Source organism: Photorhabdus sp. RM96S, assembly GCF_042879335.1.
GTDB lineage: Bacteria > Pseudomonadota > Gammaproteobacteria > Enterobacterales > Enterobacteriaceae > Photorhabdus > Photorhabdus kayaii.
This window is the reverse complement of the sequence record NZ_JBHFKT010000013.1, coordinates 101,778-118,912: the sequence shown is the minus strand read 5'-3', so window position 1 is coordinate 118,912 and position 17,135 is coordinate 101,778. Positions and strand designations below refer to the sequence as shown.

11 protein-coding genes are annotated in these 17,135 nt (G+C 43.6%); all 11 read left to right on the top strand.

Translation table 11 applies throughout. The annotated features are described in order from the left end of the window. The first annotated feature begins 1,473 nt into the window (after window positions 1–1,473). The 11 genes from ACGF49_RS10185 (at window position 1,474) to hisS (ending at window position 17,130) form a co-directional block, all read left to right on the top strand. Window positions 1,474–2,274, top strand: coding sequence for an MBL fold metallo-hydrolase (locus ACGF49_RS10185; protein ID WP_113043666.1), 801 nt, complete (start codon window positions 1,474–1,476; stop codon window positions 2,272–2,274). 652 nt (window positions 2,275–2,926) lie between these two features. Next, window positions 2,927–3,076, top strand: coding sequence for a hypothetical protein (locus ACGF49_RS10180; protein WP_158536602.1), 150 nt, complete (start codon window positions 2,927–2,929; stop codon window positions 3,074–3,076). 182 nt (window positions 3,077–3,258) lie between these two features. Beyond that, a complete protein-coding gene (locus ACGF49_RS10175; RefSeq protein WP_262405159.1) occupies window positions 3,259–3,393 on the top strand; it encodes a hypothetical protein in 135 nt (44 codons plus the stop codon). Between the two features lie 56 nt (window positions 3,394–3,449). Then, window positions 3,450–8,480, top strand: a complete 5,031-nt coding sequence (locus ACGF49_RS10170) for an alpha-2-macroglobulin (RefSeq protein ID WP_113043665.1) — start codon at window positions 3,450–3,452, stop codon at window positions 8,478–8,480. A 56-nt stretch (window positions 8,481–8,536) separates the two neighbouring features. Beyond that, window positions 8,537–10,858 carry a peptidoglycan glycosyltransferase PbpC gene (gene pbpC / locus ACGF49_RS10165; RefSeq protein ID WP_113043664.1) on the top strand — a complete coding sequence of 774 codons (2,322 nt, stop codon included), beginning with the start codon at window positions 8,537–8,539 and terminating at the stop codon, window positions 10,856–10,858. A gap of 218 nt (window positions 10,859–11,076) precedes the next feature. Then, a complete protein-coding gene (gene ndk / locus ACGF49_RS10160; protein WP_112876258.1) occupies window positions 11,077–11,502 on the top strand; it encodes a nucleoside-diphosphate kinase in 426 nt (141 codons plus the stop codon). A gap of 182 nt (window positions 11,503–11,684) precedes the next feature. After that, the gene (locus ACGF49_RS10155; RefSeq protein WP_113043663.1) at window positions 11,685–12,863 is read left to right on the top strand and encodes a bifunctional tRNA (adenosine(37)-C2)-methyltransferase TrmG/ribosomal RNA large subunit methyltransferase RlmN; all 1,179 of its coding nucleotides are present in this window, start codon (window positions 11,685–11,687) and stop codon (window positions 12,861–12,863) included. A gap of 93 nt (window positions 12,864–12,956) precedes the next feature. Continuing rightward, window positions 12,957–13,382 carry a tetratricopeptide repeat protein gene (locus ACGF49_RS10150; RefSeq protein WP_229015580.1) on the top strand — a complete coding sequence of 142 codons (426 nt, stop codon included), beginning with the start codon at window positions 12,957–12,959 and terminating at the stop codon, window positions 13,380–13,382. A 122-nt stretch (window positions 13,383–13,504) separates the two neighbouring features. Beyond that, on the top strand, window positions 13,505–14,539 hold the full coding sequence (gene rodZ, locus ACGF49_RS10145) for a cytoskeleton protein RodZ (protein ID WP_262978132.1): 1,035 nt from the start codon (window positions 13,505–13,507) through the stop codon (window positions 14,537–14,539). 74 nt (window positions 14,540–14,613) lie between these two features. Beyond that, entirely contained in the window at window positions 14,614–15,735 is a 1,122-nt protein-coding gene (ispG, locus tag ACGF49_RS10140) for a flavodoxin-dependent (E)-4-hydroxy-3-methylbut-2-enyl-diphosphate synthase (RefSeq protein WP_113043660.1), read from the top strand. 117 nt (window positions 15,736–15,852) lie between these two features. After that, complete coding sequence (hisS, locus tag ACGF49_RS10135) at window positions 15,853–17,130, top strand: histidine--tRNA ligase (RefSeq protein ID WP_112895224.1); 1,278 nt, start codon at window positions 15,853–15,855, stop codon at window positions 17,128–17,130. Window positions 17,131–17,135 lie beyond the last annotated feature (5 nt).

The window sequence follows — 17,135 nt, the reverse complement described above, 5'->3', positions numbered from 1 at the left end:
TGATGAATGAGTTGTTGTTCTGCGATGTCGGCGGCCTGACTGCCTGAAGCCACGCTACAAAAAACCACAAATACTAAAATACTGCTTTTCATTGACTTTCTATTCCACAATGCCGAAGCAGTATTAACCACAAATTTAGCTTAGTGATCAATGTTTAGGGTTGATTATCAACCGGGCAACTAAAATAGGGGGTTGGTTAAGATAGCAGCAAAAACAAGGGGTTATATTGAAAGGCAAAAAACAGGCCAATGTGATTATTTTGTGACAAGATTGTATAAAAAATAGATTAATATTAATCATTTAATAACCAGCATTAATAATTTCAAATAAATTTTATTGTTTTATTTTTATTATGTGATTCGCATCACATTTATGATGATTTGTTTCGGTATGAAACTACATAAAATGTGACGAATATCGTTAATTTGTGATGAGGAATTACCTTTTCTGACTTATATGAGGATTTATCCATGTCAATCTTGCTTTTTACCCGCCGTTCGATTTGCCAGAAAATCATTTAACCTAAATCCTTTATAATTATATGGGATAAATAGCATGATTTATTGGCGTCATTGCTCACCTTGGGAAAGGGGGAGCAATGAAAATATCAATGGGGTAATCAGGCAATGCTTTCCAAAGGGAACTAAATTTAATGAAGTCTCTGAATAGGAAATAAATTTTGTGGTAAACCGATTAAGTAATCTCCCGAAAAATTCGGTCTACCAATTATTTTTAAATATATTAATTCTATTTTTACATGAAAATAATATGTTTTTTATCGTATTATTAATAAAGGTGTTAATAATGGCTAGATATAAATAGATATATTATGTTTATAATGATAGGTTATTTTTCTATATAAAGACAATTATTTATTTCTATATTTAAATTTTTATATAATATAAATTCAAATTATATTTGATAAATATATTATAATGTGGATAAAATGAGAGTGGTAATGTAAGTCAATTTCTGGTCTTATAGTGATATTTCAAATTAATCATTGTCAATTACGTTAGGCATTAGTATTTACCCTATGGATTTCAAGATGCATCGCGACGGCAAGGGAACGAATCCCCGGGAGCATAGATAACTATGTGACCGGGATGAGTGAGTGCAGCCAACAAAGAGGCAACTTGAAAGATGACGGGTATAGTCTATTTGATTAAATTAGTTGAATAGCCTACCGTTGAGTTTTATTTATTAATAATGTATTCATCTCTGCTTTTAAAAATATGTTGTACAGCAAGGTATAATATTTGTGTGTTAATATTGCAAGACAATAAATATGATAGAGATATAATCATTTCATGTTGAAAAATTAACTGTCAGTAGAGGGGAGGGAATTTGTGATCTGCTTATAAAAATGTGACGATATAATGGCTTTTCATTATTTTATTGATGTACGTCAATGCTATTGTTACCTGTACCGTTTAATAGAAGCATGACTTCAACAAAATTAATGGATATGCTATGTCGTTAAAAATAACTGTACTACTGGAAAATAAAACATCTGATTCATATTTGATAGCTAAGCCTGGTTTGAGTCTTTTACTTGAAGATGGTGAAGAGAAGATAATTTTTGATACCGGCCCGGATGGTAGCTATATTGAGAATGCAAACAGGATGGGGATATCTATTGATGATATATCCAAAATTGTTATCTCTCATGGGCATTCTGACCATATAGGTGGTGTTAACTATTTTCCCCATAATGCTAAATTAATATGTCATCCTGATGCATTAAATGAGAAATACTATGGTGTTATGTTCAGGAAAATGGCGTTAAAATTTAAAAAAATGTCGGGTAAAATTAATAAACGAGTCAAGAAGAGAGTTTTCTTTCGTTTAACGAAATCGCATATGAAGATAAGTGAGCGATTTATTTTTTCAGGGGAAATAGCAAATGATCATCGAAAATCCTTTGGGTTAATTAGAAAGAGCTCTTGGGACAATGATTATATATTGGATGATAGTGCGTTAATTTGGAAAAGCGATAATGGATTGGTGATTATCGTTGGCTGTGGTCATTCTGGTATTTGTGAAATTATTAACCACGCTAAAAGGATTACCGGTGTGGACAAAGTATTCGCAGTAATAGGCGGATTGCATTTAAGGAGAGCGTTACCGACGGAGTTATTGAAGATCAGAGAATTTTTCATAAAAGAAAACATAAAAGAGGTTTATGGATGTCATTGTACTGGTAGCTGGGGAAGACTTTGGTTACCAAATGTCAAACAGCTAAAAACAGGACAGGTATTATTAGTCGAGTAACATAATGAAAGTCATTGAGAAAATGGATGTTCATCAGGTTATTACCCCATTTGCGGCAGCGTTGGGGTTGAGGATTTTATTGTTATTTTATAAAAAACAATTTGTATATTCAGTATTTCACGCAAGTTATTATGGCCACTTTTGGTAAGAAAGTGGCACTCTATTTACAGATTACAGATTACAGATTACAGATTACAGATTACAGATTACAGATTACAGGTTACAGGTTACAGGTTAATGGTAATTTCTGCATTAGAAGTTAAATGTGTTTTATTTACATGGCTTTTTATTTGTTATAAATATCTTATTGAGATAATGATTAGTCTTAATAAATGGCTAATGATGCGTTAAATAAAGTATTCTATATACAGTTGTTAAGGTTATTTATTGCTTTTATTAATGGAGACCATTAATTCATAAATAATATAAATAATAGCAATGAACTATGAGATAATCATCGGTGTTGTTTGGTTTATAATCCTATTAATATGTTTTGTTGGGAAAAATAATAGTATACTGGAACCGGATATATTTAATCCGATAGTGATATTTATAACCGGTACGATAATAATAATTTCCTGTTTATACCCTATGGATTTCAAGATGCTTCGCGACGGCAAGGGAGTGAATCCCCGGGAGCATAGATAACGATGTGACCGAGTGCAGCCAACAAAGAGGCAACTTGAAAGATGACGGGTATATTCAATTTGTTTTATTGCTTGTAAATTATCAAATAGATGGTGCAGTAAAGGTCTATCTTCGGCCACTGAGAGAAATGACGAAAATTCATTTTAAAAAATAATTTTACAAGATATATAGAGTTCTTAATGAAAAATTGAATCGATAAATTTAGGTTTATTTATCGTTTCTGTGATGTTTAATTCATTAAAATAACAGGCTATTATATGAACTTAATGTCTTTACGTTGCTTATATAAATAGGCGGTATATAGTTGATTCATCTGTTTAATTTAAATTTAATATATTGATTTATACCCAATGGATTTCAAGATGTATCGCGACGGCAAGGGAGCGAATCCCCGGGAGCATAGATAACGATGTGACCGGGGTGAGTGAGTGCAGCCAACAAAGAGGCAACTTGAAAGATACGGGTATATAAAGTTATTCATTAAATCCTGCCACCAGTTGGCCGGAGTTAAGACAGGGGTTATGGTTATGAATCAAGGTCAATTCTGGCAACGGCCAAGAAGAAACAAACGTTATTTGGTGGTGATTTTAGCGTCTTTGTTGATGCTTTCTGGTTGTGACCAATCTGATAGCACTGATAATAAGCAAGCTGCTCAACCGCAGTCCACGGAAATTCAAAGTGAAAAAGCACCTCAACAATCAAATACTCCCCCAAAATCAGTAAAACCGAAAGATGCAGCATCACTGGCTGAATTAGTAAAACGTTATGCCGGTAAACCAGTGAAGATTCTGGATGCCTCGGAAGTTCAGCTTGATGGCGCTAGTGCAATGGTGGTGACATTTTCTGTTCCTTTAGATCCGAATCAGGATTTTGCGCAGAATGTCCGTTTGGTGGATGTCAAAGAGGGCAAACTTGATGGGGCGTGGGAACTGTCAGATAACATGATGGAACTTCGCTTGCGCCATTTGCCGCCCTCCCGTAAGTTGCAATTGACCGTAGATAAAGATGTTAAAGGTATCAATGATCGTCAACTCGAAACGGCTTATGAGAAAACGCTGACCACCGCGACGATTTCTCCGTCTGTCGGTTTTGCCAGCAAAGGCTCTTTGTTACCCAGTAAAGTTGCTGAAGGTTTGCCGGTATTGGCTCTAAATGTTAATCGTGTTGATGTTAATTTTTTCAGGATAAAAGAGGTGGCATTACCGGTTTTTATTGCACAGTGGCAATATCGCAATAATATGAATTCTTGGGAATCTGAAGAGATGCTCAAAGATGCGGAACTGGTTTATACCGGCCGTTTCGATCTGAATCCAACACTGAATACCCGCGAAAAATTACTGTTGCCATTAAGTAATATCAAAGAGTTACAGCAAGATGGCGTTTATCTGGCGGTGATGCAACAAACGGGTAAATACGCTGATTCCAATCCAGCAACAATGTTTACCTTAAGTGATATTGGTGTTTCTATGCACAGCTATCTGGATAAGATGGATGTGTTTACCCAATCTTTGGCGCAAGGTAGCAGCCTGAAAGGGGTGGAAATACGGCTGTTGGATGAGAAAGGGCAATTATTGTCAAAGGCAACAACGGACGATGATGGGCACGTCAGCTTAGAAAAAAATGCGAAAGCGAAACTATTGCTCGCTACTCATGATCACCAAACCAGTATGATTGATTTGGTATCACCGGCGCTGGATCTGTCTGAATTTGATATCTCTGGTCTACAAGGGTACAGCAAACAGTTTTTTGTTTTTGGACCTCGTGATCTCTATCGCCCGGGTGAAACGTTGATTGTCAATGGCCTGTTGCGTGATGGTGATGGCCGTGCAATGAAAAGTCAGCCAGTTAAAGTGGATGTACTGAAAACCGATGGTCAGGTTGTTCGTAGTTTTGTCTGGCAACCCGAAAATGGGTTGTATCAGTATCGCTATGCGATCCCCCAGTCAGCGGCTACCGGGCTCTGGTCGCTACGTTTTGATTTGGGCGATAACAAACCCCGTTATTACAAGTTTAATGTCGAAGATTTTATGCCGGAGCGCATGGCTCTGGAAATTAGTAGTGAGTCGCAACCCGTGATGAAAGACCACGATGTGGATTTCGCGATTAAAGGCCGTTATCTATATGGCGCACCTGCCGCATATAATCGCTTGCAAGGGCAATTATTTCTGCGTCCAGCTCGGGATGCGATAGCAAAATTACCTGGCTATGAGTTTGGTGCGGTTACAGAAGACAATCTTAGTCGCACATTGGATGAGTTTGACTTGGTTTTAGGTAATGAGGGTAAAGCCGTAATTAATGTCAGTGCCGACAACTGGAGTTCGGTCTCTTCGCCGGTAAACGTCATTGTACAGGCAGGTTTGCTTGAATCTGGTGGCCGCCCGGTAACTCGTCGAGTTGAACAGGCCGTTTGGCCGGCAGAAAAGCTGGTTGGTATCCGTCCGTTGTTTAATCAGAAAGAGATTTATGACTATCGCGTAGGTCGTTACCAAAGTCGTTATAATGTGGATGAAAATTCACTGGCGCAATTTGCGGTGGTGTATGCCGATGCCAATGGAAAAAAATATGCTGCAAAAGATTTAACTGCCCGTCTGGTTTATGAACGCCGTGACTATTATTGGCGTTGGTCGGATGGTGAAGGTTGGCAATCAGGCTATGACCAGAAAGATTTGGTGATGGCGGATGAACATATCCAGATTGCTCAAGATGGTACGGCAAAGGTCAGTTTTCCGGTTGATTGGGGGTCGTACCGTATTGAAGTGGTTAATCCTGAAAATCAATTAGTGACCAGCGTTAATTTCTGGGCAGGTTACTCATGGCAGGACAATACCGGTGGTACAGGGGCTGTTCGTCCTGATCAGGTGAAGTTATCTCTGGATAAACCCGCTTATCAGGTAGGTGAGAAGATAAAACTGCATATGGTTGCACCACAGGCCGGTAAAGGTTATCTGTTGGTGGAATCCAGTGAAGGGCCACTTTGGTGGCAAAAAATTGATGTGCCAGAACAAGGTTTGGATGTGGAAGTGCCGGTAAATAAAGAGTGGCGTCGTCATGATCTTTATTTAACCGCTGTGGTGGTGCGTCCAGAGGATAAATCTCGTCAGGTGACACCGAAACGGGCCATTGGCGTGTTGCACCTGCCGTTGGCTGATGAAAATCGTAAGCTGGATTTGACGCTATCCGCACCGGAAAAAATGCGTCCGAATCAGAATCTTACTGTTAAAGTCAAGGCGATACCACAGCAAGGGCGGAAATTACCCAAGCAGGTTAATGTGCTGCTTTCTGCTGTCGATACGGGGGTGCTGAATGTCACGAATTTTAAAACGCCGGACCCCTATGAGGCTTTCTTTGGTCGTAAGCGTTACAGTGTCGATCAATATGATGTGTATGGTCAGTTGATTGAAGGTGAAGGCCGTCTGGCGAATCTGCGTTTTGGCGGTGATGGTGATGATAGCGCCCTTGATCGTGGAGGCAGAAAGCCATTAACCGAAGTTAAGATTATCGCTGAACAAGCACAGCCAGTGACGCTGGATGAAAATGGCGAAGGGCAGATTGTTTTGCCAATCCCTGATTTCAATGGTGAATTGAGGTTGATGGCTCAAGCGTGGAGTGAAGATGAGTTCGGCCACGGTGAAAATAAAGTTGTCATTGCTGCGCCGGTGATTACACAGATGGCACTACCTCGCTTTATGGCGAGTGGTGATCATGCATTGTTGTCGTTGGATTTGACTAACTTGACTGAACAGACGCAGAACTTGACCTTGAACTTTGCTGCTAATGACCTGATTAAGTTAGAGGGGGATATTAGCAAAGCGATAACATTGGAAAAAGGCAAACGCACCACAGTAGAGATTCCGGTCACAGCGGATTTGGGGGTTGGTCAAGGAGAGGTTTCCCTGACGATTGATGGTCTGAATTTACCCGGTGAAAATCTGAAACCGTATAAAAATAGTTGGAAGATTGGTGTGCGTCAGGCACAGCCAGCGGAAACTGTTCTGTTCGCTAATGTTATTCATCCGGGAGAAGAGTGGCAGTTGCCGTTAAATGCCTTATCGGGTTTATCACCAGAAGGCACCGAGGGGCAGTTGCTACTGAGCAGCCGTCCACCGTTACAGATTTCACGCTATATTCGTGAATTGTACGCCTACCCATATGGCTGTCTTGAACAGACAATCAGTGGGCTTTATCCGTCACTCTATTCGAACAAATCAGAGCTGAATAGTTTGGGTATCATGGCGGAAGATGATAATAAACGCCGGGCAAGTATTGATGAGGGAATTATTCATCTGTTGAGTATGCAGCGTCATGACGGTAGCTTTGCTTTATGGGATAAAACCGGTGATGAAGAATATTGGTTAACGGCTTATGCCACCGATTTTCTATTCCGTGCAAGTCAACGAGGTTTCAGCATCCCTAAAGAGGTGTTGACTTCTGCCAATAACCGTCTGTTACGTTATTTACAGGATAAGAGTGTTATTAACTATCCCTACAGCCAGAATCAGGAAGCAATGCGATTCTCGGTTCAGTCTTATGCTGGTCTGGTGCTTGCCAGTCAACAGAAAGCACCATTGGGCGCTCTGAGACAAGTTTATGAACGCCGTCAGCAAGCAGGCAATGGCTTGTCACTGGTACAACTGGGAGTCGCACTGAAATTGATGGGGGATAACACCCGAGCAGATGAAGCGGTTCGTTTGGGGATCAGTAAAAACCGGAATGATGATTTAGATTTAGGTGATTACGGCAGTGACATCCGTGACAACGCAATGATTGTTGCTCTGTTGACTGAAAATAACATGTTAATAAAGGAACGTGATGAGAAATTGCTGGCTCTGTCTGATGAATTGACATCCCGCAATTATTTCTCAACTCAGGAGAGTCATTCACTCTACTTGGCGGGACGTTTCTTTATTGATACATCAGTGCAGCCGTGGAAAGCGGTGATTAATCAGCGGACTTCACCAATAAGTAGAGATAAGCCCTATAGTGAGATGCTGTATCCACAGGATATTCAGCAAGGTGTGAGTATCAGTAACCTTGGTGACAGCACGCTCTATTCACGAGTGAATGTGGTGGCCTACCCACTGCGCTCTCCGAAACCTTACGCTAATGTGCTGAAAATTCAGCGTAGCTATCTGGATATGAAAGGTAATCCGGTTTCCATTGACCATCTGAAAAGCGGTGAAATGGTGGTTGTGAAGCTGATGGTGAGCTCAGATAAACCCGTACAGGATGCTTTGGTTGTTGATTTATTGCCCGCCGGCTTGGAGCTGGAAAACCAGAATTTGGCTAACAGCAGTGCCAAGTTGAGTGAGAGTGCCGCTAATCTTCAGGAGTTGATTGGCGATATGCAACAGGCGACGATTCATCATATTGAATATCGTGATGATCGATATGTGGCGGCAGTAGCGGTTGATCCGTCTCAGCCAGTGACGTTGCTCTATCTGGCACGTGCTGTAACTCCGGGTGTTTACACCATTCCTGCACCACAGGTGGAATCTATGTATGTGCCTTACTGGCGTGCAGTGGGTTCTACACCTGAAAAACTGGAAGTTGTCCGCTAAATTTGTCAGCCCTTATGCTCTGGTGTAAGGGCTGGTTTCTCTCTTGGTGTTCATAGATGAAGAAAACGCATCGCCTTATGTGGCTGATTGTACTGTTGTTGTTTTTGCTCCCGGCGGGTTTATGGCTGGCAGATAAAATCTGGCCTCTGCCACTGCGTGAAGTCAAAATGGCGCGCATTGTCGTGAGTGAGGATGGTACGCCACTTTGGCGTTTTGCCGATGATGAAGGTGTTTGGCGTTATCCGGTGACGTTGGGTCAAGTGTCGCCGGAATATATTCAAGCTTTGCTGACTTATGAAGATCGTTGGTTCTACCAGCATCCAGGGATTAACCCGATTTCTCTGGTCAGGGCTGCCTGGCAGGATATTCTGGCAGGTAAAATTTTGTCCGGCGGCAGTACGCTGTCAATGCAGGTTGCCCGGTTGATTGACCCCCATTCACGCACTTTCGGCGGGAAGCTGAAACAGATCTGGCGTACTTTGCAGCTTGAATGGCACTATTCTAAAGATGAAATTCTGGAGATGTATCTGAACCGTGCGCCGTTTGGTGGCACATTACAAGGTGTCGGTGCGGCGAGTTGGGCATATTTGGCTAAACCGCCCTCTGAACTTTCAGCGGGAGAAGCGGCTTTACTGGCTGTTCTGCCACAGGCTCCTAGCCGTTTAAGGCCAGATCGCTATCCTGAACGGGCACAGGCTGCTCGTGATAAGGTGTTGCAACGGTTGGAGCACTATAAAATCTGGCCGGAACAGACGATTGCTGATATTCGGCAAGAAACGTTGTGGTTGGCTCCTCGGCAGGTGCCACAGCTTGCCCCTTTACTTGCCAGACGAATGGCGAAAGGTACTCGTCAGGAGATCATCAAAACAACCCTTGATGTGGGATTACAGCGTCAGCTTGAAGATATGGCGGTGAATTGGAAGTATCAGTTACCAGAAAAAACGTCGATTGGCGTGTTAGTGGTTGATCATACAGACATGGCGGTAAAAGCCTATATCGGCTCGCTGGATCTACGGGATGATAGCCGTTTTGGTCATGTCGATATGATAAGTTCATGGCGTTCGCCGGGATCAACCTTGAAGCCATTTTTGTATGCCATGGCGCTGGATGATGGGTTAATTCATGGGGAATCATTGTTACAGGATGTGCCTCGCCGTTTTGATTATTATCGTCCCGGAAATTTTGACAGTGGCTTTCATGGGCTGGTCAGCGCCAGTGAGGCGTTGGTTCGTTCACTGAATTTACCCGCCGTGCAACTGCTTGAAGCCTATGGCGCCAAGCGGTTTACCGCCAATATGCGTAATGTGGGAACCGTATTGCGTTTTCCTCCCGGCAGTGAACCCAATTTATCATTGATTCTTGGTGGTACGGCAACCCGGATGGATCAACTGGTGGCGGCTTACTCGGCGTTTGCCCGTCAGGGGAAAGTTTCCCCCTTGAGATTCACTCCGCAGCAGACATTGCGTGATCGGCAACTTTTTTCCCCCGGCGCGGCATGGATAGTGAGGCGAATTATGGCTGGAGAAGCTCTGCCGCAACCTGATGATGTTTTGCCGGCACAAGTGCCGCTGGCTTGGAAAACCGGTACCAGCTATGGCTATCGTGATGCTTGGGCCATTGGCTTAAATGCGCGTTATACCATTGGTGTTTGGGTTGGTCGGCCGGATGGCACGCCAGTTGTCGGGCAGTTCGGCTATGCTACGGCGGTTCCCATCATGAATCAGGTCAATAATCTGTTATTCGCCAATATGCGAAATGGGGCTAAACGGATTCCGGTTGATCCGCGTCCAGCAAGTGTGAGTCGGGCAATCATCTGTTGGCCGGGAGGGCAGAGTTTGCCGAAGGGAGAGAAGAATTGCCGTCAGCGGCGTCTGAGTTGGATACTGAGTAACACTATTCCGCCTACGCTGCCTGCTGTGGGGCAAGAGGCTATTTCAGGCATCAATGAACAGGTGTGGTTGGATAAAAACGGTTTGCGCGTGGCTCCTGATTGTCCCGGCGCTCAGGCTAAAAATATCGCTTTATGGCCGATTACCCTCGAATCATGGTTACCAGCACAAGAGCGGCGGGCACAGCGTCTGCCACCGGTTAATTCTGAGTGTCCACCGTTGAAATCAGATGAAGCACCTTTGTTGATCGCGGGTATTCATAATGGAGATGTATTGAAACGGCTTCCTGGTTTTGGCAGCCTTGATTTACCTGTCACCACTCAGGGCGGTAGTGGTGGGCAACAATGGTGGTTTCTGAATGGAGAACAGGTAATGACCACAGAAAATAATCGGGGATTTGTTCAGACATTGACTCAGCCGGGTAAATATCAGCTTAGTGTTTTAGATTTTGGCGGACAAGTTGATTCTGTCAATTTTACCTTGAAGTAAACGATTCAGGTAAAAGTGTGATTTGTACGAAAAAATGGTAATTTTCGCTAAGGAAAATTTAATGGAATGTTATGTTTTCTGTAGGCAACTGCTATTCGTACCCCTATAATCAACGCCGTTTTTATCTCCGCTAAGGTTGCGGAATGAGTATTAACCGATTAACTTATCGGGAAAAATTAAAATTATCAGTTGCTGCAAGAAGAACCAAGAGGTTATCTATGACGGTTGAACGTACTTTTTCTATTGTTAAGCCTAACGCTGTGAAGAAAAATGCCATCGGGGCTATTTATGCTCGTTTTGAAAGTGCTGGGTTTAGAATTATTGCCGCCAAAATGCTTCACCTGACCCGTGAACAGGCTGAGGGCTTCTATGCGGAGCACAAAGGCCGCCCTTTCTTTGATGGTTTGGTGGAATTTATGACTTCTGGGCCGATTATGGTTCAGGTGTTGGAAGGCGAGAATGCAGTACAGCGTCACCGTGATCTGATGGGGGCAACTAATCCTGATAATGCATTGGCAGGTACTCTGCGCGCTGATTATGCAGATAGCTTCACTGAAAACGCGGTTCACGGCTCTGATGCGGTTGAATCTGCAAACCGTGAAATTGCGTATTTCTTCACAGAAGATGAAATTTGCCCACGTTAATTGATTTGCCGTTACCCGTAGCATCATGGCATTAAAGTTTGTACAATGCGGCGCCCCGTTGTTAATTCAACGGGGCGCTTATTATTTGCTACTATACTAAACTGATAGTGACCTGAATTGAAACTTCGCGTTGAGTTCATTAACGCAGAGCCGAAAGTGTTACAACGAGGCGATATAAAAAGATGTCCCAACCAAATACTGCGGCACAATTTGCTGCTTCTGTCGTGTCTGAAACTCCAGAAAAGAAAGGCGGTAAAATTAACCTGCTTGATCTGAATCGCAAGCAAATGCGCCAGTTTTTCATTGAGATGGGAGAAAAACCCTTCCGTGCTGATCAAGTGATGAAATGGATATATCACTACTGTTATGACGATTTTGAGCAGATGACAGATATTAACAAAATTCTGCGAGCAAAATTGCAACAAGTTGCAGAGATCCGTGCACCTGAAGTCGCAGAAGAGCAACGTTCGGCCGATGGTACGATTAAATGGGCGATCACTGTTGGCGATCAGCAGGTTGAAACGGTTTATATCCCGGAAGATGATCGCGCAACTTTGTGTGTCTCTTCTCAGGTAGGCTGTGCACTGGAGTGTAAATTCTGTTCCACTGCTCAGCAAGGGTTTAACCGTAATTTGCGGGTTTCTGAAATTATTGGTCAAGTTTGGCGTGCCGCAAAAATTATTGGTTCACTGAAATCCAGTGGTCGTCGCCCGATTACCAATGTGGTGATGATGGGGATGGGAGAACCGCTGCTTAACCTAAATAACGTGGTGCCTGCCATGGAAATCATGATGGATGATTTTGGTTTCGGTTTGTCAAAGCGCCGTGTGACGTTATCCACATCCGGTGTAGTGCCGGCACTGGATAAACTTGGCGATATGATTGATGTTGCTTTGGCAATTTCCCTGCATGCACCGACAGATGATGTACGGGATGACATTGTTCCTATCAACCGTAAATATAATATCGAGCAGTTCCTTGCTGGTGTGCGCCGCTATTTGACTAAATCTAATGCTAATCAGGGCCGTGTAACCGTGGAATATGTCATGCTGGATCATATTAATGACAGCGTGGAACAGGCACATCAATTAGCTGAATGCTTGAAAGACACACCGAGTAAGATCAATCTGATCCCATGGAACCCGTTTCCGGGGGCGCCATATGGCCGTAGTTCCAACAGCCGGATTGATCGCTTTGCTAAGGTGTTGATGGGATATGGTTTCACTACTATTGTCCGCAAGACTCGCGGTGATGATATCGATGCCGCATGTGGTCAACTTGCCGGTGATGTAATTGATCGTACCAAACGTACATTGAAAAAACGTCAGGCCGGTGAACCTATTCAGATAAGAACAGTCTGAATGGGAATGTTGGTATGTCCTGTCATGCAGTAACGGAAATGCATAAGTGAAATGATCGTTACAATGACATATCTTTGGTCGGTGGGGATGGAAATGATAAGGAAATCGTTATCGGGAATGATGGTTGTTGCCGTGGTGGTTGCTATGTTGTTGGCAGGATGTTCCAATCAACCAACAAACGGCAATCAACAGCGAAAAGTCGCAGCAGAAACCCGGATTCAATTGGGAATGGCCTATTTGGCTAAAGGTAATTTACCTGCCGCCAGATATCACTTTGATAAGGTTTTACTGGTAAAGCCAGACCATTATCAGGCTCAATTAGGTATGGCGTTGTATGAGCAATATTCTGGTCAGCCGGAAGCCGCTCGTCAACGTTACAAAATGGCGATGCAGTACGCGCCAGGAAATGATACGGTATTGTATCATTACAGCGTTTTTCTCTGTGAGCAGGAGCAGTATGAAGAAGTCAAGACTCTGTTTACTGGGAGCCATGCTGACAGGCGTGTTTGTTATCAGTGATTTGCCGCTAGTAAAATAGCAAATCTATTTCGCCGCGCAGGCCATTGTGTAATTTAAAGATTATAGCAAGGCGCCGGCGCGAAGTTTTTCACAACCTGAACAAGTACCGCGTCTTCTTGCTAATGAATACTGAAACGACTCCAGAACAAGCTTATTTAACCGCAGGTCAGCTCCTGCGTCAGGCTCGTGAACAACACGGGCTAACCCAGCAGACTGTAGCTGATCGCTTGTGTTTAAAACTTTCTACTATCCGTGATATTGAAGAGGACAATATTCCAGCCACTATGGTACCGACTTTCCTGCGTGGTTATGTTCGCTCTTATGCTAAGTTGGTACAAATTCCAGAAGCAGAAATTCTGGCAATTCTGGATAAGCATACCCCGGCAAAAACCGCGAAAGTTTCACCGATGCAGAGTTTTTCGTTGGGTAAAAAACGTAAAAAACGCGAAAGTTGGTTGATGTGGATTACGTGGTTGATTATTTTAGTCGTAATTAGTTTGACGGGAGCATGGTGGTGGCAAAACCACATAGCTCAACAGAAGGAATTGATTTCGATGGCTGATCATTCTGCGGCTAAGGTTGCTCAGAAAAAAGCCAGTTCAGAGGATTTACCCACTGAAAATCACGATCAGGTGACACAGTTACCAACCCGCGAACAGGCAACAAGTGAGCCATCATCATCTGCCGCTGTAACCGAAAATGCAGTGGCAGCGAATAATACTGGTGGTCCTAGTGGGCATAGTGAGGAAGTGGCCCAATCTGCGCCATCAACGCAAAATCAAGTGGTGAAAACACCTGAAACTCAATTAGCAGGTAACGGGCCACAAACTCAGACTGCTCCGTTGTCAGCCAATCAAGGGACAGCTCAAGTACCGAGTGTGTCTGAAAATAATTCAACGGCAGTCGCTGACAGTAATAATCTGATGATGAATTTTAAAGCATCCTGTTGGTTGCAAGTTATTGATGCAAAAGGAAAGAAATTATTTAGTGGAACTAAACATAAGGGTGACCATCTGAGTCTCTCTGGCTCATTACCTTATGAGTTAACTATCGGTGTTCCGGCTGTTGTGGATGTACGGTTCCGGGGGCAATCTGTTGATTTAAGCCGCTTTATTAAAGAGGGTCGTATCGCACGTCTTAAAGTACCGGCAGCATAATGAAAGGCCTGTTACAGTAGGGCATAGTTGTAATTTTATCAGTAAGCACATGGAAGTCTGGGAGAAACACCAGTATGCATAATGAATCGCCGATAAAAAGACGCAAATCTACGCGTATTTATGTAGGCAATGTGCCTGTCGGGGATAGTGCACCCATTTCGGTGCAGTCAATGACAAACACACGTACTACAGATGTGGAAGCGACTGTTAAACAGATTAAATCGCTTGAGCGTGTTGGCGTTGATATTGTTCGCGTATCAATACCAACGATGGACGCCGCGGAAGCATTTAAGTTGATTAAGCAGCAAGCGAGTGTTCCTTTGGTTGCAGATATCCATTTTGATTACCGTATAGCGCTTAAAGTTGCAGAGTATGGTGTCGATTGCCTGCGGATTAACCCTGGAAATATCGGTAATGAAGCACGTATCCGTGAGGTTGTGGCTTCTGCCCGTGATAAAAATATCCCAATCCGCATTGGTGTAAATGGCGGATCATTGGAAAAGGATCTTCAGGAAAAATATGGTGAGCCCACCCCAGAAGCGTTGGTGGAATCGGCTATGCGCCATGTGGATATTCTTGACAGACTTAATTTTGATCAGTTTAAAATCAGTGTAAAAGCGTCAGATGTCTTTCTGGCGGTTGGTGCCTATCGCCTGTTAGCTCAGAAGATTGATCAGCCATTGCATCTTGGTATTACCGAGGCGGGTGGTGCGCGTGCAGGCTCTGTAAAATCTGCCATTGGCTTGGGTATCCTCCTGTCAGAAGGTATCGGTGATACCCTGCGTATTTCTTTGGCTGCCGATCCTGTCGAAGAAGTTAAAGTGGGTTTTGACATTCTGAAAGCATTACGTATTCGTTCCCGTGGTATAAATTTTATCGCTTGTCCAACCTGTTCCCGTCAGGAGTTTGATGTTATTGGCACAGTTAATGCTTTGGAACAGCGTTTGGAAGATTTACTCACACCGATGGATGTTTCTATTATTGGTTGTGTGGTTAACGGACCCGGCGAGGCGGAGGTTTCTACTTTGGGTGTCACCGGCGCCAGAACGAAAAGTGGTTTTTATGAAGATGGGATACGGCAGAAAGTGCGTCTCGATAATGCTGATATGATCGATCAGCTTGAGGCTAAGATCCGTGCTAAAGCATCAATGCTCGATGAAAATATGCGCATTGGCATAAGTCAACTGGACAAATAATGTATCTGATACTGGCTCATCGTGATGATGAGCCAGCGTTGTTTTGTTTGTTAATTGAAGCTCGTCGGTATTCGCTTCAATCAATATCATTTTTGAATCATTAACTAGAGATAAGACGTGGCAAAAAATATCCAAGCTATTCGAGGCATGAATGACTACTTGCCGGCAGATACGGTTATCTGGCAGCGTATCGAAACTATTTTGAAACGAGTACTGGCGGGTTATGGTTATAGCGAGATCCGCACACCGATTGTAGAGCAGACCCCGTTATTTAGACGGGCTATTGGGGAAGTCACTGATGTGGTTGAAAAGGAGATGTATACCTTTGATGATCGCAATGGTGAAAGTGTGACCCTACGCCCTGAAAATACCGCAGGTTGTGTGCGTGCCGGTATTGAACATGGTCTGCTGTACAATCAGGAACAGCGCGTATGGTATTTAGGGCCAATGTTCCGTTATGAGCGTCCACAAAAAGGCCGTTACCGCCAATTTTATCAATTAGGTGCTGAAGTTTTTGGTCTTCAAGGGCCTGATATTGATGCCGAACTTATTTTATTGACTGCTCGCTGGTGGCGTGAGCTCGGTATTTTTGAGCATGTGACGCTTGAACTGAATTCCATTGGTTCGTTGGCGGCACGTGCCAATTACCGCGAAGCGTTGGTGGCTTTTCTTGAGCAGCACAAAGATAAGCTGGATGAAGATTGCAAACGCCGTATGTACAGTAATCCATTACGTGTTCTGGATTCAAAAAATCCAGAGGTTCAGCAACTGCTTAATGATGCGCCGGAACTGTTTGATTATCTTGATGCCGAATCAAAGGAACATTTTGACAGCCTGTGTGCACTTCTTGATGGGGCGGGTATCAAGTATCGGATTAATCAGCGTTTGGTTCGTGGCTTGGATTATTATAACCGCACAGTATTTGAATGGGTGACAACGGCACTCGGGGCTCAAGGGACGGTCTGTGCCGGTGGTCGGTACGATGGGCTGGTTGAGCAACTGGGGGGCCGACCAACGCCTGCTGTGGGTTTTGCCATGGGGATGGAGCGTTTGATTTTGCTGGTGCAAGAAATTAATCCAGCATTTGTCGCGGAGCGGACAGTTGCAGATGTTTATCTCGCTTCTTTTGGTGAAGGTAGTCAGCAAGCGGCATTAATTTTGGCTGAACAGGTACGTGATACGTTGCCCCAATTGCGTTTAATGATGAACCACGGGGGAGGGAACTTTAAGAAGCAACTGGGGCGTGCGGATAAACAAGGCGCCAAAATTGCACTGATTCTCGGTGAGGATGAAGTTCGTTCTGGTCAAGTAGCCATTAAAGATTTACGTACAGGTGAACAACAAACGTTGCCGCAAAGCGAAATTGCGGTTCGCTTGGTTGAACTGTTAGGTTAAGGAGA

Coding starts and splice junctions, on each gene's coding strand:
- rodZ (WP_262978132.1), top strand. CDS start 13,505: ATGAATACTGAAACGACTCCAGAACAAGCTTATTTAACCGCAGGTCAG.
- pbpC (WP_113043664.1), top strand. CDS start 8,537: ATGAAGAAAACGCATCGCCTTATGTGGCTGATTGTACTGTTGTTGTTT.
- ispG (WP_113043660.1), top strand. CDS start 14,614: ATGCATAATGAATCGCCGATAAAAAGACGCAAATCTACGCGTATTTAT.
- ACGF49_RS10155 (WP_113043663.1), top strand. CDS start 11,685: ATGTCCCAACCAAATACTGCGGCACAATTTGCTGCTTCTGTCGTGTCT.
- ACGF49_RS10185 (WP_113043666.1), top strand. CDS start 1,474: ATGTCGTTAAAAATAACTGTACTACTGGAAAATAAAACATCTGATTCA.
- ndk (WP_112876258.1), top strand. CDS start 11,077: ATGACGGTTGAACGTACTTTTTCTATTGTTAAGCCTAACGCTGTGAAG.
- ACGF49_RS10150 (WP_229015580.1), top strand. CDS start 12,957: ATGATAAGGAAATCGTTATCGGGAATGATGGTTGTTGCCGTGGTGGTT.
- ACGF49_RS10170 (WP_113043665.1), top strand. CDS start 3,450: ATGAATCAAGGTCAATTCTGGCAACGGCCAAGAAGAAACAAACGTTAT.